This window comes from Fuerstiella sp., from assembly GCA_022447225.1.
Lineage (GTDB): Bacteria > Planctomycetota > Planctomycetia > Planctomycetales > Planctomycetaceae > S139-18.
The window spans coordinates 521,048-542,757 of the sequence record JAKVAZ010000001.1 but is presented as its reverse complement, the minus strand read 5'-3'; the positions used below and the strand labels follow the sequence as shown (position 1 = coordinate 542,757).

Sequence of the window (21,710 nt, the reverse complement as noted above, 5' to 3'; positions counted from 1 at the left end):
ATCCGAAGCGATCGCAACTTGACGGTTCCGATCATGTACTGACTGGTTCGTCGAAAGCCGCAACGGCCTCGCGAACGATGGATGTCGGCTGAATTCGTTATGACGGGTTGTTCGTTCCTGTTTCAAATCAAAGGCAAAGTGTTTTGTCAATCGGAGACGACCTGCAACGCCCCCGAAACGGGTCATTTCAAACAACGAGATCCGGACACAGTCGTCCAAGTTCTCCAAGCAAATAATGTTCCACATCACGAGCAAGATCGAACGACATTGCGTGCTCCGCAATTCGTTCCGCATCCAGAATTGATACGTGTCTGACAACTTCCTTTAGTCGGGGAATCGAATGAGGAGTCGCGCTCAGGTGGCGCAACCCCAACCCCAGTAATAACGGAACAAACCGTACGTCAGAACTCATTTGCCCACAAACGGTCACGGGGCGGTTGTGTTTTTTTGCCGCCGCCAGAACCATTCGAATCAAACGCAAAATCGCCGGATCACCGGCACGGTACAGACTGGCTACTGAAGGGTCCGAACGATCACAGGCAAGAGTGTACTGAATCAGGTCGTTGGTACCAATCGAGAAGAAGTCGACTTCCTGTGCAAATTGTTCCACCAGCATAACAGCAGAGGGAACTTCAACCATCATTCCAACCGGAATATCCCTATTGAACTCGATTCCTTCGTCCTCCAGATCTTCCATCACGTCCATCAGGATCATTTTCGCCTGACGATATTCCAGCAGTGTTGCCACAAGCGGGAACATGATGCGCACATTGCCCTTCACGGCCGCTCTCAGCAGGGCACGAAGCTGGGTTTTAAAAACCGGGGTACTCTGCAGGCTCAATCTGATACTTCGCAGGCCGAGCATTGGGTTGTGAGTCTCATCGAATCGCTCCTGTAAACGCTGAGGAATCTTGTCAGCACCGATATCCATCGTCCGAATAACGACCGGCCGATCGCCACAGGCTTCAATCACCCGGCAGTAGGCCTGATAATGGTCCTCTTCGGACGGCTCAATCCTGCCACCCAGGTACAGAAACTCTGTGCGGTAGAGTCCAACTCCTTCAGCACCCCGTTTGATACACTGTTCAACTTCACTGGGAAACTCGATATTTCCGTAGATGTGAATCCGCTCACCATCCGGTGTTTCCGCCTGCAAATCCTCAAGCGACAGCAATCGTTCGCGAATTTTGAGATTGTGCGCTTCGGACGTACGAAAATTTGCAATGGACCCTTCATCAGGATCGATCAGGACCTGACCGTGATCTCCGTCCAGAATGACGGTTTCACTTCCGGAAATACCTGCCAAACATCTTCCAAGTCCGACGACAGCCGGAATTCCCAGGGCTCCTGCCAAAATCGCAGTATGGCTCGTATGACCACCAACTTCCGTGGCAAATCCCAATACAAATTCGGTGTCCAGTTGAGCCGTCTCGCTTGGAGTCAGATCGTGAGCGAGAATGATGACTGGTGCTGTAAGGCTGCTGAGCTCTTCTCGGCTTTCCCCCAACAGACATCCCAGCAGACGCTTTTCAAGATCAAAAATGTCCAGCGCCCGCTCAGCCAGATATTTATCTCCCAGGTTTTGCATCTGCTCAGCATGCTGGCGCAGAAAGCGGCTGACGGCGTACTCGGGCGAATAACTTCGCTCCCGAATCAGACTTTCCACCTCACCCAGCATCCGGGGGTCACGAGCCATCTGGAGGTGAGCAGAGAAAATCGCAGCGTACTCTGTACCCAGTTTGTCGGCCACCAATACTTCATTACTCTCGATCTCTGTACACACCTGCTCAAGTGCTGAGTGAAATCGGCCCAGTTCAACTTCCACAGCATCACGGCCAACATATTTCCGCGGAATGCGGAAGTTCTCGGTACCCAGCACCAGCGCAGGACCGACGACGACTCCAGGAGAGACGGCTATTCCATTTCGAACCTGCATAAAGAGAAATCTCTGACCTGACACGACTTAAATCGGCTCAGCTGTGACCGCGACCACGTTAGCCCGGCATATGTTCGTCAAACCTGTTCAAGCTGAGTCGAATTTTCAGAGCAACCAACCGATTACCATGGCACCGAGAAGCAACAGCACGCATGGCCGGAGTTACTGATTCGTCAGAGTCTACTAATGCAGAGTCCCGAATGTCGAATGACCGACAATCCGTACAGGTGATTAGTCAGGCATCTGCCCCGGCCGTGCTGATCCCGCCAGACGTCGCCGATCGACCGGCACGGACCGGAATTTCAGCAGACTCGCAGGAATCCGTGTTGTCAGCGGACAGTACGGGGCAGACTAAACCGACTGTGAATCCTGTGACTGCGTGATGGTCGCATGCGGAGAATTTACAGATCCGTGGTCTTTTCCTGCCATCTACTGGTCCGGCGGTCCCTGACTCATCGCCTTACGTTCTTTCTTCGACAGGCGATTTCCGCGATACCACTGAATAAGAAATCGGGTCACGGGATATGTAACCACCGCGGCCGCAGGCGCGACAACAGCCGTTCCGACCACAAGTGGCAGGCCGACGTCAGTCGCAAGCTGGTTTAGCGATTGCCACCAGCCGGCAAATCCCCGAAACGCCAGGATCTCCCGAAATTGCTGCAACGTAGCCTCACCAGGAACAAAACAGGTGCCGGCTTTGTAAAGAGCGTAATAAATCGGGGCAACAGTAACTGGATTAGAAACGTATATCAGTACCAGGGCAGCCGTTCGATTGAAATAGAACAAACGTCGAGTCAACAGAGCAAACACGATCACTTCAACAGTTTGCAGACCGACAGTCGGAGTCATACCGAAAAGCATTCCGACCGCAGCTCCCAGTGCAACGGCATGCGGAGTATCGTCGAGCGCCAGAATCTGACGCAGAAAGGCTCTCGGGCCGGAGCAAAGAATGAATAATCGACGCCACATGTGAGATGCAAGACTCAAAGACCTAGGCAAAGGTATGAGACCGCGGCAACTATAGGCACAAAAAACGTGACATTTGCAAAAAAGGGCCCAAAATTCCTGTTCAATTCGGCAAGTGGACACCGGAACAGACGCTACAGGGCCCGTGTGCTCAGTCGTCGCTGGGCGTTGGTTATTTGTCTTAGTCGGCTACCGGTCAATCCTCGGCGTCTTTGACCACAACCAATTTGTGGTTTTGGACATCATATTCGTAACTGAACCCTCTGGCCGGTTCGGGCAGCTGCATATTGTTCTCTTTGATGATCCGCTGCATAAACTCTTCATGATCTTTCGGATAACGCCCCTCCAAAGCATGAAACAGATTCACAGCGTGCTCGATACCCAAACCGGCAATTCGCTGTTTCATCGGCTCGTAAGCCTGCAGCGGCGCCGTGATCGGATTCGTGGCCTTCACCTTAGGCTCAACCACTCGTTTGTCACCTTTGAACTCACCGATATTATCGGTCGTCTTAACCCGAAGCGGCTTCTCACTGCGGGAGGAATCCGTCGACACCGACCCGTCCATACAACCGGTCGGCAAACATAAAACGACTGGCAAGAGGAGCTTCATGGATTCATCTCCCTATTCGGGTTACGGGGTTTCACAAAACTGCGGATGCACAGAGCCAGTACCAAGCCACTGCACAGCATGGCGAACCAGTCTCCATACTGCAAATAAATCGAGTGTCGACCGTCCAGTGGTAACTGCCCCGTCAGTACTCCGGAACACTCACGAAACCAGCGTCCCGTGTCCTCATCGATCATGCTGTCGACCTGTTTGAATTCTCCATCGATCCCTTTGGACGATGTCATGATCAGAAAATGTTCCGGATCGCGAATTCGGCCACTGGAATCGATGAATGCAGAAATCCCTCCATTAACCGCCCGCACCATCGGTCGTCGCGTTTCCACACAGCGAAACGAGGATGTTATCAAATGCTGATCCAGTTCACTGGATCCGCGAAACCAGCCGTCGTTCGTCATATTCACCAAAACATCGGGACGAACCGCTGAATCTTCATGATGATTAACAATGCGTCGAACCACACGAGGCACCGTGTCTTCAAAGCAGATAACCGGCGCATAACGGACGCCGCCGGATTCAAAAATCTGCGGTGCCATTCCGGCATCCAGTTCCGGCATCCCGGGTGGTCGAAGGTCTGCCAGAAACGGAACGATCGACTTCAACGGCGTATATTCGCCAAAGATGACACAGTGCATCTTGTCGTAGCGCCCCATATAACCCAGGTCCGGCCGCACAAACGCAGCAGAGTTATAATTTTTTATTCCGGACGCTGAGACGTCGAGCGTCTGGATCCCGAATAACATAGGAGTTCCGATCTCCTGGCTGCGGTTAACAAGACTTTCTCGGACGCTGAGCCTCCGATAGAACAGAAGAGCTTCGGCACTTCGTTCCGGAGGGACGTGCAGCATCGTCTCAAGGAACTGTTTCACCTGTTCATCCGTAAGACGCGGATCTTCGTTCCAGTCGGGAACCGGCCACATTGTTTCCGGCCATACGATCAGGTCGGGCTGGAGTTCACCCGCGCGACGTGACAACAGATCGTGTGTGTTAATCAGTTCCTGCGCCCGGTTCGGATCATGTTTGACGTCGGGCGGAAAATACCCCTGAACCAACGCAACAACAGGACCGTGGGTGACATCCAGTGACTGCTTGCGCTGCCAGCCGTAAACCACACACATACCAACCAGCAGTGCACAGGTCGCGGCTGCAGACAGTCGCTGTCCTGCGGACATCAATTTCGGAGTTTCGAATCCGGGCTTTGCGAATGAGGATTCCGGAATGAATTCTGCCAGTACGGCCGATGACATTGCCGTGAGAAAAGAGATCCCGTACACACCGGTAATGTCTGCAATCTGAATCAGTTCGATCCAGCGATACTGTGAATGTCCCAGAAAATACCATCCGAACCCGGTCATCAGCCGCGCCCGCAGAAACTCCAGTGACGTCCAGACAATCGGAACAGTCAGCCACAGCGGAAATCGGTGTCGGATCAGCCTGTGACTGACACCAATGAATGCGGGAATGTAGAGTCCCACATAGAACGCCATTGCAAGCAGCGCCGGATACATTGTCGGGTCACCAAGTCGCATCCATTGCAGGGTGCAAAGTGCCCAGATCCAGCCACAGACAGTTATAACAGCATACTGCCGACGCGAGAGTACGGGTGTACGGAGAAGAACACAGGCCGGTGTAAGTGATATCCATGCAGCTGCGGCAAATTCCAATGGAGTGAAACACAACCACAGGAGCGACATCGACAGAAGACTCAGCCACACGACTGGCTGAAGAGGACCATGATGTCGGAAGCTGATTCGTCCGGCCGAAATAATTCTGTCAATTTCAGTGTCAGCCGACTGAGTCACGTCCACAGACCCTTTATTCAATGAACAGCTCGTACCTGGATACGCGTCTCCAGTCTGCCGAGAATGGACTAACGACGCACCGGAATCACGGGATTCCAGGAGCAATAGTAGAACGCTCGCGGTACCCCCGCTTGCAGCAATCGGTCCAGAATGCCGGGCGGTGATTCCTGACTGCCAAGTAAGACTTCAATCAGTCCCGTCGGCGACGTGTAGTCGACAACTTCATAGTCAGCGAGATTCAGTGATTCCGCCAGTGCAGTAATCGCATCATCCACGAATCCCGTTTCATCCACCAGTCCGTTCTGTATAGCCTGAGTCGTGGTATACACCTGACCGGTCGCCAGTTTTTTGACAGATTCCGTATCGAGACTCTTTCGGTTGTCAGCAATCACTGCAATAAATCGCCGGAAGGAATCATCAATGATGGTTTCCCAAACCACTCGTTCATCTTCCCGCAGATCCCGAAACGGACTTAAACTGCCCTTGAGTGGTCCGGTCACCAGTGGCTCGGTTTTAACGCCTAAATTCGACGCCAGTTCAGCGGCGTTGTATCGAGGGAGAATGACACCAATCGAACCGGTCCAGGTGGTAGGTTCCGCAAAGACCAGACCGTCCGGGCCCGCCCCCATCGCAACATAATATCCACCTGACGCTGCCATCCGTTTCATGGCAACATAAACAGGTTTGATGACCCGCAGTTTCTGTAATTCGTGGTAGATCTGATGACTGTCAGCGACCAGGCCGCCTGGACTGTCAATTTCCAGTAACACTCCCTGAACCACGTCGTCCTCAGCAGCGTGACGTATCTGCTTAATCCATCGATCGGTGAACGGAGGCATAATCGTGCCGGAAAACCGAATGACCGCTATTTTGTTCTGCGAGTCAAGACTGCCGTCACGATGAACCTGCCGCACAGTGTTCAGTGACGAGTCACTCACTGCCGATCCGGCAATCAATGCGAGGTTCATCATCACGGAAGCCGCCAACAACCCTAACAGAATCAGACTTCCCAGATTTCTGCGGGCGTGCGACCGATCTGATTCGACCCTGACCACGATGGTTCCGCCGGACATCGTCGCCGATTCTCCTGCTGAAACTGTGTTATCTCGATTCATCGATTCACTCTTTTTGAATACGCGTTCAGTGACTTGTCACTGCGGACTTTGTGAAAACAGGGGGTTCGGTTCAAGTCTGCCGGGTATTCAGATTATGCAGTTCCTGCACGTATTCTCCTTTATACAGAGGCAAAAACCGTTACTTGCCCGAGTATCCGAACAATCGGAACTGTCGATAGGTACACCGTGTGACAGCCCGATTTCAAGAATCGCTGCCAACTCCACGTTATTGCCGCTCACGAACCCGGTGCGGCCATGACTTGAACGTTCACGGACGACAGAGAATCAGATCATGATCAAACCCTGTGTTTATTTCCGCGACGCACGCAGACTGTGTATCTTTACAATGACTGTCGTGAGTCTTTCCACCGGCTACGTCTATGGTACCGACAAGGCTGCCTCTCCGGTCGCCGTTCATGGGCAAACGTCACCCTCAAGGTCGTCCGGAACATCGTCCGTCAACAGGGAGTTGCAAAAACTGTTCAGGGAATCCGGCGTGGAGATGCCTTCCATGAAGATGGCTGATCTTCCATATGCGAAGACGCCAAGGATGGACCGAGTCAAAAAACGCGAAGCAACATCCCCTGCACCAGCTATGGAAAAACGAGCGATCCCCGGAAATTTCGGCCGTTTTCGCCGTAACAAAACCGCGGCTCAGCAAGCTCCGCCTGTTGTCCACGGCGACGCTCATGCATTAGCCCCGCCCAAGCACACATCACAGTCTGTCCCGCAATCACAGTCGCGTGCGGTCACCAGCAATCATCCGACCGGTCTCGTCCGCCCGGTATCTCAACCAAAGACACCAAATACAGGTCACCCCTCAAGTCCAGGCGAAAATATGATTCCGGCGGAAGGAATTGTGGACCTGTTCCAACCTGGGGAATCTGTTTCCAAAGACATCCAGAAGCCTGATGCCATAATTCGCTCGGTATCCAACAAGGGCACGTTGCCGCCGGCAGAATCGAAGTCAACAGCCCCTGCCAGGATAAAGCGACTGCTGCCCGGGATTTTCAGCCGCTTTCGCCGCGACAAAACTGTGACACAGAATGCTGGGTCCGTTGATCCCAGGCACGCTCAGTCAACTCCGCGCAATCGCAGTCGGACAGCACAACCTGTCCCGAAACAACAGTCGCGTGCGATCGCCCAAAAACAGACGGCTCGGCTCGTCCGTCCGAAATCTCAGCCGAATACTTCAGGCAAAACTCGCCCCGCGACGACTCCCGTCGACAGAATTTCACCCAACGGATTTGCAAATCCGTTCGAACGTACTGAACCGGTTTCCAACGATGTTCCAAATTCGGAACCGGAACACTTCGGTCAAATTTCCAAAGTCATCAGCAAAGACACATTAACTCCGTCTCAGTCCAAATCAGTAACCGCTGTGAGGAAAAAGGGCCTGCTGCCCAGGATTTTTGGCCGTTTTCGCCGCAACAAAACCGGGGCACAGAAAACTACGCCCATTGTTTCGCGACAGGATCGTGCGTCAGGACCGCACAAGCGTAATCCCGCAATACAACCCGTCCCGGGACAGCTGTCGCGTGCAGTCACCGGAAATCAACCAGCCGTTCTCGTCCGTCCGGCGTCTCAGCCGAAGACTCCGGACACAATCCGTCCTGCCGCTCCCCCCATCGACAAACTTCCACCCGACGAATTTGTAAATCCGTTCGAAACGGCCGACTCCGTTTCCCAGGATATTCCCAATCTGGATTGGGATGTGGATCTGGATACTGTCGATGAAACACCGACGGTCCCCGATCAGGACGCGTTTCCAGCAGAACAGTCAACATCGAAGCAGCCTGCAACAGAAGAGGAACAGGAAGTTTCATCGACAGAACAGCATCGGAATCCCTTTACCGGTGTGCGATTATATTCTGAAGAAGAATTCGACAATCCGTTCCAAATGCGGAATGAAACAGATGATGAGGAGTTGCAGGAAACAACCAACGTCGCAGAAACAGAACACATAACAGCTGAAGCCCCCCACCTGCAAGCAGACGTCGCCGAAGAACATCCATTTGATGTCTGGCAACAACACGCTCTGAGTGTCGGTGAGTCATCGGACGAACAACAGTCCCGACGTGAAAAAATTGAAGCCCGCCGACACATGACCGGTTTCATGGGTTTCTGTCCGGTCCAGTTGCGAGAAGCAAAACAGCTGACGGAAGGTTCCGTGTCTCATGAATCCAGGTTTGGACCTAACACATATCACTTCAGTTCCGCGATCGCTCGAGATCGATTCGAAGCCAATCCAACTCGGTACGCACCGGCCATCGGCGGAGCAGACATCGTATCACTGGTGAATTCCGGTGAACTACATGCCGGTTCGCTTGAATTCGCCCTGTGGTATCAGGACCGGCTGTATCTATTTTGCTCAAGAGAAACAATGCAAATGTTTTGGAACGCCCCGGCCAGCTTCGCAAATTAATATTGAATGGGCTCACAGAGTCCCGCTTCACAACACCTTTCACTGATATGTTTTCGTGGCTGTTGTCAGCGCGGCAGTCGGATTTCTATAGTACTAAATCGGTCGTGACTCATTTGTCACACCCAGCCACCATACATCGAATTGCTGTCGCTGTCAGCGTTTGAATATTGTCAGAGACGACGGGAAGTCATTCACCGAACTCTCAGCGAAATTCTCCCGGGACATCAGCCCGGCGGCCGTCTGAGTGCCGACTAAAGTCCGGAAGATGTCGGTGGCCGTTGAGAAAACATGGCCCACTCTTTCAAACGGACCAGCGGATCACTCAACCTGTCACATGACGATCCTGACGCGGAAGACACCGCGCTGTGGAGCTCCTGGTATTGTCAGGCCCGCAAAAGATATTCGTCCTGCGGTCCTGAATCAGAAATCAAACCAGAGGCATCTACTGCCGCCCGGCCGCCGCACTTTTCTGTCCCTGGCTCCGCTGAGGACCAAACCGTTCGTTCAGAACAGTTCAACGTCCGGGGTGATTGCGGATGATCTGAGAGAACGTGTATTCGGTAGGTCTGGCGGTTTGTGCAAAGCTCATGATGTATCCCAGAATCAGTGTGGTGCTAAACCCAATCGGCCAGTACCAAACGGAAAACCAATCCTGTGTGGACATCAGGTACAACGTCAGTGTGGTGGACAGCGAAACACTGACTAACACCGCGAGTGAAGTCGCTCGACGGGAAAACAGAGCCAGAATAAAGATCGCCAGCAGTGGTCCGCCAAAAGCAGCCGTCAGTTTCTTTCCGATATCAAACACGTCGCCAAGCGGCTCCACATAACAGGCGAGCGTAATGGCCATGGTTCCGACAACAACCACCAAAATTCGAATCCACAGCACCTCAGTACCATCATCTTTTGGACGAAGTTCGGGTAACAGTCTGTCTCGAAAATCCACTATCAGTGCGGTGGTGACGGAATGAACTCCCGAATCGATACTCGACATGATGGCCGCCATCAATGCCGCAAGAAACAAACCCGCTAACCCAGGTGGAAAATGAAGACGCACAAATTCGGGCATGGCGTGATCCGCAATTTTGGAATCACCAGCCAGAATTTCGGACAGTGTTCCTTCTCCCAGTTCGGCCGGATGCTGAGTGAACCAGGAATAGAGCCCAACGCCGATCATCAATAAACCGGGAACCACGATCCACGTGGCGGCCAGACTCATCGCAGCTCCCAGTTGTGACGCTCGCTCTGATCGCGAAGAAAGAAAACGCTGAACCGCAACCTGGTCGACACCATAGGCCGAAAGTCCCTCCAGAAACACGCCAATCAACATCACCCAGCTGCCGTAGGGCAAAACCATGGACGGCGAAAAATCAATAATCAGACCATCACGCCCGTCAAAGTAGGAATCCACGATCTCATCAATGCCGGAATCGGTCAGGTTCAGAATCAGACCCAGTGTCAGCAGGATCGTGGCGGCGAACACAAAGAACTGAATCACATCGGTCCACATCACAGCTCGCAGTCCACCAAGCATTGTGTAACCGATGGACACCACTCCGAGGCCAATAATCACGGCCGTCTCGGGAACTCCCATCACACTCGAGACGACCAAAGATGCCGCATAAGTCGCCGAAGCCATCCAGCCGATCCGCAACAGCACGAACAGTCCGCTGGCAAGCGTGCGAACGGATACGTGAAACCGCAGCTCCAGATATTCGTATGCCGTTTCCACTTTAAGTCGGGCATATGCCGGGATGAACACCCAGATCACCACCGGAATCATCAGTGAAAACGCGATCAGCGAGAGACCAATCCGCAAACTGTTACCAAAAGCTGCTGAAGGGTAAAATACGAAACTGTTGGAAGAGAACAGCGTCGCCATGACACTTAGCCCGACAGGCAGCCAGCCCATCGACCCGCTCGCTACAAAGAACTCCCGCCGCGACTGATTCTGTCGGAAGGCAAGTCCCAGACCGAGCACCAACAGCAGGTACAAAACAATGGTGATGTAATCGAGTGTGTGCATGGTGACGTATGCAGGACAGGTACAATCAATGGAGAAGAAATCAGCGACGTCCCGTTCGTTCGATCCATTTGTAGGCGCGTCCGGCATTCAGTGAGAAAAATTTGGCGGTGGCTTCGTCGCCTTTTTCCGCCGCATATTCCATCACGAGGCGCTGCAGGGTTTGATAATCTGCCGCGTACTCTGAAACCGGCCAGTTACTCCCGTAAATGACCCGATCATCGCCAAACGCGTTCCAGACCACATCGATATACGGCCTGTAAAATGTCAGATCAACCGGCGCCGTTTTCCCGTCACGGGCCGCACCTTCCACAAGTGCTGAAATCTTGCAGAAGACATTGGGATGCTTTGCCGCAGCTTCAATCCCCTGCTGCCACTCCCGAGGAGGCGACGCAGACGTAATGGCAACGTTGCCAATGTGATTCTGAACGATCCGCAGTTCGGGCAGACGGGCAGCGAGTTCTGCAACCACAGCCGGTGTGTCGGGGCCGCCGTTGACATCCAGCGCCAGATCGTGATCGGCCAGAAGTTTTAGATCTGTCACATCGCTCTCTGCCATCAATTCCCGCACCAAACCGGATGACACTCGAATACCCCGGAACAGCTCATTGGCCGCAAATCGATTGAGTTGATTCGCAAATTCCGGTGTACCGGGCGTCAGATTGCCGACAATTCCAACGACGAACGGATCATCCCTGGCTACGTCCAGCAGCCATGCATTGTCCTCAACACGCGGGCTGGCTTCGACGATGACAGTCCCGGTCACCCTGCGAAAATGCTTCAAAGTGCGCAAATGTTTTGGCAGAACGGTTCGATAGAGAGACGATCCTTTTCCAGGCCAGGGAATGCCTTCCGGGCGAGTCGGGTCATAAAAATGAGTGTGGCAGTCGATGATGTCCAGATCGGGCTTTGTGTCGTCAGCCATCACGTGACCGTAGTTCCGGCCTGCCAGAACAATCATACAGGCAACAATCCATCTCCTGCGGTCCGGTCCTCGATTCATCGCGCTGCCTCCGCCTCGTGTGCTGTAGATGTTATTTGTTCGATGATGTTAACTCCCACACGCTGGCTCCACCGATCCAGCAAACGGTGAAGCATCGTACCAGGTTGACCGTTTCCAACAGGGATCCCGTTCACCTGTGTCACCGGAGCCAGACAGTACGGAGTGCTGGCAAGAAATGCTTCGCGTGCGTTGATGACATCATGGATCTGGAAATCACGTTCCACGAACGAAACATTCAGTTCCTGACACAACTCCGAGACCGTTTGTACACTGACTCCGCGCAGGACATTTCGGCGGCCTGGACTCACGATTTCATCGCCCGTATAGATCAGAAAATTGGAACCGGAGGTTTCGGTGACGTTTCCGTCAAGATCCAGACACAGGCTGATTGCATTCGGATCAACGAGGCGTGTTTCCTGATCCGCAAGCCACCAGTGCATACGACTTCGACATTTGATCTTTGGATCGACGCACTGTGGCGGGACGTGCCGAACTGATGGTGTCACAACATGCACACCCTCAGTGAAGTAGTGCCGCCAAAAATTAAACGGGAGTGGAAACGTATGCATGCAGTACGTTGGGGGCATATCTCCGGCCCGGCCCGCCGCACCCGTATAGACACGTAGTTCTCCGGGACTGATGAACTTCACCAGTGCCAGATCCTGGTGCGGGTGAAGGAGTTCAGAATTCCGACGAATCAGTTCCTGAGCGATTTCGGTTGTCTCTGCCGCGGTGATCGTTGGTGAGATTCGAGCGTACCGGCATGACCGATAGAATCTGGCGACGTGATCTTCCAGTCGAAACGGAACCTTACCGAACGTCCGAGTCATATCCGTGACGGTTGCACCCAGGACAACGGAGGCATCGTAAATTGCGATATGAGCCTGCGATGCAGGGACGAATTCTCCGTTGAGATAGACGAATGGTTCTGACATATATATTTCCCATCTGGTCCAATGCACAAACCCGAATCTCTTGAATTTCAGGTTTTTGCATGCAACCGAACGACTTAAGTGAATCTGACAGTGTTCGTCCCCAGAACTTCACACTGGCCGATTTTTCATTGAAGACTTCATACGATCCGAAGAAACCGATCACCTAAGAGTGTTACAGAAAAACCGGTACCCGGGAAACCACATTAGGATGACGAATTATAATGTCGAGTAATGAACCCGGGTTGGTCCGAGGCTGCTGTTGCGAAGAAGGAAGTAATGTATTGTTATCGATACGCTCCTATCAGAACGGTTGTTTGCGCCCCAACAGAACATTTGAAGACTCTGAGAAACGTTCCGTTTTTGCTGTCGAGATCTCGGAGATACCATTGCCACTCGCCTTCTAACTGACGACGAATAATGCTGACTGGATATCTGCATGTCGTGCGGCACTGTTAATATCCGCCCCGGCTCGACCGACCGTTGTAATGTCAGCACGCAGTCGAAACGTCTCACCTGTACTCATACTCATACCATCGTCCAGAAGCGCCGTGGGTGGACGTATCAGAGGACGGAAGACGGTCGCGGAATCCATTGATTGAAATCCTGGTGGATTCAAATAACAACAAAACGTTCGCGGAACGAAGTCGGATTTTTCAGGGAAGACCGTCGATCGACAGCCAATGTGAATGATGCACCTGAGAGGTGCTGACAAATTCCGACTCTGACGATAGTGCACTCCAATCGTTGACGCAAGACAATCAAAATAGCAGAGATACAACACGCGTCAGCGGGTCCATCCGGACCACGGCCGGCTGCAGCGGTCCAATGTAAAGTGACAAACTTTGGCGAACCGGTGCCGTGTCGCTGCGATGGATTTTCGGTACTCTTGGCGCAGCAGCCGAATAAGACTTAGTGGGGATATGTAACAAATGAAAATTTCGCGTATTGAAGCCATCCCCGTTCGAATTCCGCTCAAGCCGGATTATCGCATGATTTCGGCTCTGGGGCGTCATGATGTCTCAGAATTTGTTCTGGTCAGACTACAAACGGACAACGGCATCACGGCCGCCGGTGAAGCGACCGTGACAGCCGGCTGGAGTGGTGAAACCGTCTGGGGAGCAGCTGCGATCATCAAAAACACCTTTGCTGGTATTGTGGAAGAATGTAATCCGCGTGACATCTCCGCAATCATGGGTCGCATGGATGCGGTTGCTGTGGGAAATTGGTTCGCAAAATCTGCCATCGAAATGGCCTGCTGGGATGCGGTCGGTCAGGAGGAAAACAAGCCGGTCTATGAGTTGTTCGGGGGTGCAGTTCGACCGCTAAGCATACGTAACCGGTTTTCTTTGGGAGCTTATTCACCGGAGATCGCAGCCGAACGAGCGACACAGCGGGTCAAGGCAGGATTTCAGACAATCAAAGTTAAAGTTGGTACAGGCGATGAGCAGGACGTGGCTCGAGTCCAGGCAGTCCGCCAGGCAATTGGTCCGGACATAGAACTCACAATTGACGCTAATGGAGGATGGGCTGATCCGTCAGCGCGTGCATGCCTGAAACAGATGACAGATTGCAACATTGCCCTGGTCGAACAGCCGCTGTGTCGCGGCAACTACACACAACTGAGCAATTTACGTTCTGATCTGGGCATCAGGATCCTGGCCGATGAAAGCTGTTTTGACGAGGTGCAGCTGCAGGAACTGATCCTGCACAACTGCTGTGATGCCGTAACGCTGTACCCCGGTAAACAGGGAGGTATTCAGCGGGCACATGCAATGGCCTGCCTGGCAGAAGAACACAACATCCCCTGCACAATCGGTTCCAATCTGGAGTGGGATGTTGGCGCAGCCGCCATGATGCACTTTGTTGTGTCGACTCCAAATGTGCAGATTGAATCGATCCCCGGCGATTGTCTGGGACCTTCGTATCACGAATTTTCAGTTGTCCGGGATCCTCTGATTATCGACGGACCATTCACCACTCTGTCAGACAGACCGGGACTGGGGGTCGACGTGGACTGGGATCTCGTCCGGCAACATCAAATTTCCTGATACACAATCGTCATACGAATTCAGCAGAAACAAAATCGTTGGCGTCCGAATACGATGGCGACCCCTGTTCGGCTTGCGGTACACTAAGTGAAGTATGCCGTATCCGGATGCAGCCTGTTTACTCAGCTCGTAATCGTTCGATGAGAGTCATACTTCTCAAATTCATGCGAACAGCAGGCGTACTGACACTGGTACTGCTGTCACCGAATCTCGTCGCGGAGGACGGGAAACAGCCACTGACGTTCGATCAGGACGTCCTGCCGATCTTCCGATCCAGATGTATTCGATGCCATGCCGGTGTAGAACCCAAAGCAGGACTGAATCTCACCAGTCCGTCTTCACTGCTGACGGGCGGAATATCGGGTGCTGCTCTGCGAATTCGTGCGGCAGAATCCAGCCTGCTGTACGAAAAAATCAGCTCGGGACAGATGCCACCGGTTGGTCAAAAACTGACCGCTCAGGAAAAAGGAATCATCCGCAGATGGATTAATGATGGAGCACAGGGCGTGAGCAATGCGGCAAGCGTCGATCAGTCTGATGCGGTGACACATGTGGAACACTGGTCGTTTCGTCCACCCGACCGTTTTGCTATTCCCGCCGTATCAGAGAACCATCGCATTCGAAATCCTGTCGATGCATTCACGCTCAGGCAGTTACAGCTGAGTCGACTCACGCCGGCACCCGAAGCAGACCGTCTGACCCTGCTGCGTCGCGTCTTTTTCGATCTCATCGGACTTCCCCCGTCTCCTGACGAGGTTGAACAGTTCATGAGCGATGAAAGTCCTGACGCTTATGAACGATTGATCGACAGGTTGCTCTGCAGTGTTCACTACGGAGAACGCTGGGCAAGACACTGGCTGGACATCGCCGGTTTTGCGGAGACCGCCGGAATCCTCAACGAAGACCGCGAGCTCCCGCTTGCCTGGAAATACCGAGACTACGTTGTCCGTGCGTTCAACAGCGACAAGCCTTACGACCGATTCCTGCAGGAACAGATTGCCGGCGACGAACTCACTGACTACTGGACAGCTTTCGAATCGATGGACCGGCTGAATGATGAGGTGATCGAAGGCATCACTGCTACCGGATTCCTGCGAACAGCCGCCGACCCCAGCCGACCTGATTTTTCAGAAATTAAGAACGCCGCCTCACAGTACTTTTATCCAACGCTGTTCGACACTCTGCAGATCGTCTGTTCATCAACAATGGGACTGACTATACAGTGCGCCCGCTGCCACAGCCACAAGTTTGATCCCATTCCACAGCTCGACTACTACCGTATGCAGGCCGTATTTATGTCGGCCTACCGACCCGACAACTGGGTTCCTCAAATGGAACGGCGACTGCCCGTCGCGTCCAAAAAAGAGAAACAGGCAGCCGAAACAAGGAATGCTGAAGTCGACCAAAACGTCAGTAAACTTCATTCAGATCTGCAGGAACTGAAAAAAACGTTTGCTGAACGGCTGTTCGAAGACCGACTTGCTGAACTGCCGACTGACGTCCGTGATGAGGTCAGGGCTGCATTGGCCGTAACAGCAGATAAACGGACGGACATTCAAGGGGACCTTGCAGCAGAGTATGAAGAGCGGCTCCGGCCGCAGGGCAGTGAACTGGACACCGCACTCGTCAAATATGATGAATACAAACAACAGCTGGACAGACTCAATTCCCTGATAGACGCCGAGGAACGTGGACGTTGGCGGTTTGATGAAGTGCGTGCACTGTACGACGTGCCGGGCGAATCGAAAACTCCCGTTCTTCTGCGAGGTGACGCACTGACTCCCGGACCATTGGTGGAACCGGGCGTGATTGCTTCACTTGAAACTCCCCAGGCTTTTGAATGGACGGCCCCGAATCCAGATGCAAAAACCAGCGGCAGAAGACTGGCATTTGCCCGATGGCTCACCCAGCCTCGTCATCCGCTCACGGCACGAGTCATCGTCAACCGCATCTGGATGCACCATTTCGGAACCGGACTGGTTGCCACGCCGGATGATTTCGGAGTTTCCGGGTCCCCGCCGTCTCATCCGGAACTGCTTGACTGGCTGGCAACCGAATTTGTACGCAGCGGCTGGAGCATCAGGAATCTGCATCGACTAATCCTGACGTCTGCAACCTGGCGACAGCACTCGCGAGTCAGCGCCGAACATCGAAAAGCCGGCGAGCGGACCGATCCTGAAAATCGATTGTACTGGCAGCAGACATTAAAACGACTTGACGCAGAAACTCTGCGTGACTCCGTTCTGGCAGTATCCGGAATGCTGAACACAGAATTGTACGGGGTCTCACAGGAGATCCCCCGAGAGCAATACGGTAAATTGATTGTTCCGGCCGGACAGGACAGAAATCGACGCTCGATCTACGTGCAAAACCGACGCCTGTATCCGGATTCAATGCTGCAGGTCTTTGATCAGCCGACGATGTCCGTCAACTGCGTGCAGCGAAGCACTTCAACAGTATCAACACAGGCCCTGACCCTGCTCAACGGTGAAACCCTCTCGCGAGCGGCGGCCGCATTTGCCGACCGGGTTCTGGCGGAATTTCCCGAAGATCCCGTCGGAGGTGCCTGTCTGATCGCCTACTCGCGTCAGCCTGGCAGCGATGAACAAATTTTTCTCTCACAATTCCTGAACGAATTGACTTTGCAGTATCGCAGCGAACAGGATCAAACAAAATCGCATTTGGCAGATACCGCGAGGAGGCAGGCACTGGGCGATCTTTGCCATATGCTGATGAGTTGCAGCGAATTCATCTATGTGGATTAAAGATCGGTTGAATTGACGGTTGCCGGGTATCCCCGTGGTACCCGTATCGGCATAATAACACCGGAGCCAATCAACAGACAGAACCGCCGAAAGGCCGGTAGTTATGACACGGTTAAACCGGACATCACGACGAGATGCTCTGAATCGATTCGGCTCCGGGTTCGGTGGACTGGCCCTGGGAACACTGCTCAACGAAGCGACTGCTGCAGCCCGCGCAGCGTCCCCTGTGGTGCCTGAGTTTAATGCGCCGGCCAAAGCCGTGATTCAGCTGTATATGCACGGCGGACCCAGCCATGTGGATCTGCTGGATCCAAAACCGGTGCTTAATCGATTTGACGGAACGATTCCTCCGGATGAAGTCGCCGACGATGAAGAGCGCACCAAAAACCTGATGGGATCACCGTTTCGTTTTCGACGGTACGGGCAGAGCGGCCTGGAGTTCTCAGAGATCCAGCCATCTGTCGCCAAACACGCCGATGAGATTGCTGTGATTCGTTCGATGTTTACCGAACACCGAAATCATGAACAGGCGATCTGGATGGCACAAACCGGCATGACAGTGCCAGGGCGGCCCACACTGGGAGCCTGGTCCGCATACGGACTGGGAACGGAGAATCGCAACCTGCCGGCTTTCATTGCTCTGCCCGATCCCGATGGTAATTCAGTGGACGGAATTCGCAACTGGTCAAACGGCTGGCTGCCGCCTCACTATCAGGGAACCGCGTTCCGCGAGCAGGGAAGTCCGGTCGCGAATCTGCACCCGAAGCAGTCACGCTCCCCGGCGATCGAAGATACCCGAATGCGACTGCTGCGCCGACTGAATCAACGACACCTCGCAGACCGTCCTGGAGAACAGGAACTGGACGCCCGTATTGAAACTTTTGAACTCGCCGCCCGCATGCAACTGGCCGCGACAGACGCCCTGGACCTGTCACAGGAAACCGCTCACACGCAGCGTCTGTACGGCCTGGATCATGAAACAACCAAGTCGTACGGCACGCGGTGTCTGATGGCCCGCAGACTGGTGGAACGCGGCGTACGTTTTGTGTCCCTGTTTATGTACCAGCAACCGTGGGACACTCATTCCGATAATAATAAACGTACCCGACAGTGTTGCCGGAAAACCGACCAGCCGGTCGGCGCTTTACTCACAGACCTCCGGCAGCGGGGTCTGCTGGACTCCACACTGGTATTTTGGGGCGGAGAATTTGGCAGAACTCCGACAGCCGAGCAGCAAAAGCCAGGAGCAGTCTTCGGACGCGATCATCATCCCTACGGATTCAGTGTGTGGCTGGCCGGTGGAGGAATCAAAGGCGGTCAGCATTACGGAGCTACGGACGACTTCGGTCATCGTGCGGTGGAAAACAGAACACAGACGGCCGATCTGCATGCCACGATGCTGCATCTGCTGGGTCTGGACCACGAAATGCTGACCTGGCACCATAATGGTCGCGACGAACGACTCACCGATGTGTATGACGCCCGGCTCATTGAAGAACTCATCACGTAAGATGAGTGGCTTTTAATGCGAAGCGGACTGATGGCTGAGTGGATTGCCGTCACGGTTCAGATTGAATCGTGACAAATGCTGCATTGTCGGTTAGAAATAGCAACAGACATTGGTCGAGCATTAAATAACTCCGGACGGCTGCCGCAGTTTCGAATCGTGCCCAGACGCAGAAGGTCTTAAACAACAGACCTGCAGCAGTCCAAATAAGTCAAACACAAATACGCAAGAGCGACTTTTGTCCGTGGTTCCCGTGAGAAAGGGACGTACCATGAGACCTGAACAATCCGGTGTTGTTCAACACCTGAATCGCCGTAATGCCCTGCAACTGGGTGCCTTCGGACTTTCAGCGCTCAATCCCTGTTTCGCCACAGCCGGCATCAAACAACAGACCGTCCCGCCACGCGCCGATAACTGTATCCTGCTGTTCCTGAATGGCGGTCCGAGTCACCTGGATATGTGGGATATGAAACCCGACGGACCACGCGAGGTCCGAGGGGAGTTTCAGCCCGTCGAATCATCACTGCCAGGGGTCCTGCTCAGCGAACATCTGCCTCGTTTGGCGCAGCAGATGCATCACACGACCCTGATTCGATCGATGAATCACAGTGTGAATAATTCGCATGCTGCCGCTGTCTACGCTGCCCTGACCGGACATGATCGTGGTGAGCTGGGTGGTGGTGCCAAACCCACAGATCGGCCGTCGCCAGGTTCGGTGCTGGCGTGGCTACGGCCGCCGGAAAACCACACGCTTCCCTATGTGGCGTTACCCTACAAAACAAAAGAAGGAGCAAATGGTCCGCTGCAGCCAGGGTTTTTGGCAGGCCTGATGGGAAAGACTTACGACCCGTTCTGGGTTTTGAATAACCCCAACAGCAACGATTTCCATGTCGACAATCTGCAACTCCCAGCAGGTGTGTCCAGTGAACGAATGAAAAATCGATCGCAATTGCTGCAGGGTCTTGGCGGAGGCGTCTCTATTAAACATGAACCTTCTGTATCGGCCATTGACGACTTTCGAAATCAGGTCTTTGAACTGGTGACTTCGAATGCTGCTCAACAGGCCTTCAACCTTGAACGTGAATCCGCAGATACGAGAGCTCGTTACGGCCGCAACATTTACGGACAAAGTACTCTGTTAGCCAGACGTTTGATTGAAGCCGGGACGCGGTTTGTGACCCTGTCATGGGCCGAACATGCCAATGCTACCTGGGACACTCACAGCAACAACTTCAAAAACCTGAAAAACAGACTCCTGCCTGAGTTCGATGCGGCGTGCAGCAGTCTGCTGCAGGATCTTGATGATCGTGGCCTGCTGGACCGTACCCTGGTGGCAGTCCTCGGTGACTTTGGTCGATCTCCAAAGGTCAACGACCGTGTCGGCAGAGACCACTGGAATTCGTGCTACACCGTCATGCTGGCCGGAGCCGGCATTCGAAAAGGATTCGTACTGGGAGCCAGTGATCGTTACGGAGCCACGCCAACCGAGAATCCCGTGACTCCCGGTGACGTGATCACAACGATTTATCGACTGCTGGGTGTTGATCCCACGACACAGATTTTCGACTCACTGGACCGGCCTCATGAAGTCGTCCCGAAAGGTCATGTGATCCAGGAAATCCTGGCCTGACCCACGATGCCCCGCACTTTCTGGAGCCGAAACTTCTATTCTGCAAACTGGCCGCCGCGCACGCTCATCCGGAGACTGTAAACCTTCTTGTTGCAGGTCAGGTACAAAATTTTTCCGTCGCTCCCGCCGAAAGTTACATTGGAACAGAATTCCGGAGTCGGAATCAGTCCCAGTGACCCGCCCTGCGGCCCGGCAACCCACACGCCACCCCGTCCCGTGAAATACAGGTTACCGTCAATGTCGATCGACATTCCGTCGGGTGACGATCGATTTTCCGTATCGGGGTCGAAGAAGACCTTTCCGGGACCGACAGTCCCGTCTGTGTGAATCGCATACGATCGCCACAGTTTCAAATGGCTGTCACCCACATAAAGTGTTTTTCCGTCATTCGATGCAATCACCCCGTTGGGGACCAGCATGTCTGTGACAACTTTGCTGAGTTCACCTTTGCGAGAGAATCTATACACAATGCTGGTTTCCCGCTCATTAAAGTCGGGGTCGGTAAAGTAAAGATCACCGTTGGGGGTCTGACAGATGTCGTTCGGCTGGTGCCACAGGTCGCTGGCGACTAACGTCTTGGGGTTCTCCGGGCCTTCCGATCCAAAAGCGTATTTGACAACCCGGTGACCATGTGCCTGTGCTCCAAGGAAGTGACCGTCTACAGAGAGATACGTTCCGTTGACCCCTTCAGACTGATCCATCCAGACCGTCACCTGTCCCGGCGCATCCAGACGCAGGACCTGTGCACTGGCATCAGCAAACGAGGTGAAATACAGGCGCTGTCCGTTTTGGTCCCAGGTTGGCCCTTCGAAAAACCGGTCGGCAGCATAAACCTCTGTCAAAGTTGCTCCTGCGGCAACGGTTTCGGGCATCTCAGGTTCCGCCGCAAGCAAACACGGAACGCTGAACATGATGATCGATGTCACAGAA

General features: G+C 53.5%; 15 protein-coding genes. 5 read left to right on the top strand and 10 right to left on the bottom strand.

The window, feature by feature from the left end:
• Positions 1–187 precede the first annotated feature (187 nt).
• The 5 genes from ptsP to sppA form a co-directional block, all read right to left on the bottom strand.
• The gene (gene ptsP / locus MK110_01995) at positions 188–1,936 is read right to left on the bottom strand and encodes a phosphoenolpyruvate--protein phosphotransferase (protein ID MCH2210045.1); all 1,749 of its coding nucleotides are present in this window, start codon (positions 1,934–1,936) and stop codon (positions 188–190) included.
• A gap of 429 nt (positions 1,937–2,365) precedes the next feature.
• On the bottom strand, positions 2,366–2,905 hold the full coding sequence (locus tag MK110_01990; GenBank protein ID MCH2210044.1) for a DUF2062 domain-containing protein: 540 nt from the start codon (positions 2,903–2,905) through the stop codon (positions 2,366–2,368).
• A 193-nt stretch (positions 2,906–3,098) separates the two neighbouring features.
• Positions 3,099–3,455 carry a hypothetical protein gene (locus MK110_01985; GenBank protein MCH2210043.1) on the bottom strand — a complete coding sequence of 119 codons (357 nt, stop codon included), beginning with the start codon at positions 3,453–3,455 and terminating at the stop codon, positions 3,099–3,101.
• Positions 3,456–3,508: 53 nt separating this feature from the next.
• Positions 3,509–5,350 carry an apolipoprotein N-acyltransferase gene (lnt, locus tag MK110_01980; GenBank protein ID MCH2210042.1) on the bottom strand — a complete coding sequence of 614 codons (1,842 nt, stop codon included), beginning with the start codon at positions 5,348–5,350 and terminating at the stop codon, positions 3,509–3,511.
• A gap of 47 nt (positions 5,351–5,397) precedes the next feature.
• On the bottom strand, positions 5,398–6,444 hold the full coding sequence (sppA, locus tag MK110_01975; GenBank protein MCH2210041.1) for a signal peptide peptidase SppA: 1,047 nt from the start codon (positions 6,442–6,444) through the stop codon (positions 5,398–5,400).
• 292 nt (positions 6,445–6,736) lie between these two features.
• On the opposite strand from sppA, the gene MK110_01970 reads away from it, so the two are divergent.
• Entirely contained in the window at positions 6,737–8,869 is a 2,133-nt protein-coding gene (locus MK110_01970; protein MCH2210040.1) for a hypothetical protein, read from the top strand.
• A 514-nt stretch (positions 8,870–9,383) separates the two neighbouring features.
• Here the strand turns inward: MK110_01970 and MK110_01965 are convergent.
• The 4 genes from MK110_01965 to MK110_01950 all read right to left on the bottom strand — a co-directional run bounded on the left by MK110_01965 (position 9,384) and on the right by MK110_01950 (position 13,422).
• A complete protein-coding gene (locus MK110_01965; GenBank protein ID MCH2210039.1) occupies positions 9,384–10,895 on the bottom strand; it encodes a sodium/solute symporter in 1,512 nt (503 codons plus the stop codon).
• Between the two features lie 40 nt (positions 10,896–10,935).
• Positions 10,936–11,895, bottom strand: a complete 960-nt coding sequence (locus MK110_01960; protein ID MCH2210038.1) for an amidohydrolase family protein — start codon at positions 11,893–11,895, stop codon at positions 10,936–10,938.
• A complete protein-coding gene (locus tag MK110_01955) occupies positions 11,892–12,830 on the bottom strand; it encodes an aminotransferase class IV (protein MCH2210037.1) in 939 nt (312 codons plus the stop codon). Before MK110_01955 ends, MK110_01960 begins: the two co-directional genes overlap by 4 nt.
• A gap of 400 nt (positions 12,831–13,230) precedes the next feature.
• Positions 13,231–13,422 (bottom strand): hypothetical protein, encoded by a 192-nt coding sequence (locus MK110_01950; protein ID MCH2210036.1) that lies wholly within the window; start codon positions 13,420–13,422, stop codon positions 13,231–13,233.
• A gap of 337 nt (positions 13,423–13,759) precedes the next feature.
• Here MK110_01950 and MK110_01945 point away from each other — a divergent pair, with 337 nt between their 5' ends.
• The 4 genes from MK110_01945 to MK110_01930 all read left to right on the top strand — a co-directional run bounded on the left by MK110_01945 (position 13,760) and on the right by MK110_01930 (position 20,780).
• Positions 13,760–14,878 carry a muconate cycloisomerase gene (locus MK110_01945; protein MCH2210035.1) on the top strand — a complete coding sequence of 373 codons (1,119 nt, stop codon included), beginning with the start codon at positions 13,760–13,762 and terminating at the stop codon, positions 14,876–14,878.
• A 164-nt stretch (positions 14,879–15,042) separates the two neighbouring features.
• The gene (locus tag MK110_01940; GenBank protein ID MCH2210034.1) at positions 15,043–17,643 is read left to right on the top strand and encodes a PSD1 and planctomycete cytochrome C domain-containing protein; all 2,601 of its coding nucleotides are present in this window, start codon (positions 15,043–15,045) and stop codon (positions 17,641–17,643) included.
• Positions 17,644–17,746: 103 nt separating this feature from the next.
• The gene (locus tag MK110_01935; GenBank protein MCH2210033.1) at positions 17,747–19,153 is read left to right on the top strand and encodes a DUF1501 domain-containing protein; all 1,407 of its coding nucleotides are present in this window, start codon (positions 17,747–17,749) and stop codon (positions 19,151–19,153) included.
• A 268-nt stretch (positions 19,154–19,421) separates the two neighbouring features.
• Positions 19,422–20,780 carry a DUF1501 domain-containing protein gene (locus MK110_01930; GenBank protein MCH2210032.1) on the top strand — a complete coding sequence of 453 codons (1,359 nt, stop codon included), beginning with the start codon at positions 19,422–19,424 and terminating at the stop codon, positions 20,778–20,780.
• Between the two features lie 35 nt (positions 20,781–20,815).
• Here MK110_01930 and MK110_01925 read toward each other — a convergent pair whose 3' ends face one another.
• Positions 20,816–21,652 carry an SMP-30/gluconolactonase/LRE family protein gene (locus MK110_01925; GenBank protein MCH2210031.1) on the bottom strand — a complete coding sequence of 279 codons (837 nt, stop codon included), beginning with the start codon at positions 21,650–21,652 and terminating at the stop codon, positions 20,816–20,818.
• Between the last annotated feature and the right edge of the window lie 58 nt (positions 21,653–21,710).

Coding starts and splice junctions, on each gene's coding strand:
- ptsP (MCH2210045.1), bottom strand. CDS start 1,936: ATGCAGGTTCGAAATGGAATAGCCGTCTCTCCTGGAGTCGTCGTCGGT.
- MK110_01990 (MCH2210044.1), bottom strand. CDS start 2,905: ATGTGGCGTCGATTATTCATTCTTTGCTCCGGCCCGAGAGCCTTTCTG.
- sppA (MCH2210041.1), bottom strand. CDS start 6,444: ATGAATCGAGATAACACAGTTTCAGCAGGAGAATCGGCGACGATGTCC.
- MK110_01970 (MCH2210040.1), top strand. CDS start 6,737: ATGATCAAACCCTGTGTTTATTTCCGCGACGCACGCAGACTGTGTATC.
- MK110_01965 (MCH2210039.1), bottom strand. CDS start 10,895: ATGCACACACTCGATTACATCACCATTGTTTTGTACCTGCTGTTGGTG.
- MK110_01960 (MCH2210038.1), bottom strand. CDS start 11,895: ATGAATCGAGGACCGGACCGCAGGAGATGGATTGTTGCCTGTATGATT.
- MK110_01955 (MCH2210037.1), bottom strand. CDS start 12,830: ATGTCAGAACCATTCGTCTATCTCAACGGAGAATTCGTCCCTGCATCG.
- MK110_01950 (MCH2210036.1), bottom strand. CDS start 13,422: ATGGATTCCGCGACCGTCTTCCGTCCTCTGATACGTCCACCCACGGCG.
- MK110_01945 (MCH2210035.1), top strand. CDS start 13,760: ATGAAAATTTCGCGTATTGAAGCCATCCCCGTTCGAATTCCGCTCAAG.
- MK110_01940 (MCH2210034.1), top strand. CDS start 15,043: ATGCGAACAGCAGGCGTACTGACACTGGTACTGCTGTCACCGAATCTC.
- MK110_01935 (MCH2210033.1), top strand. CDS start 17,747: ATGACACGGTTAAACCGGACATCACGACGAGATGCTCTGAATCGATTC.
- MK110_01930 (MCH2210032.1), top strand. CDS start 19,422: ATGAGACCTGAACAATCCGGTGTTGTTCAACACCTGAATCGCCGTAAT.
- MK110_01925 (MCH2210031.1), bottom strand. CDS start 21,652: ATGCCCGAAACCGTTGCCGCAGGAGCAACTTTGACAGAGGTTTATGCT.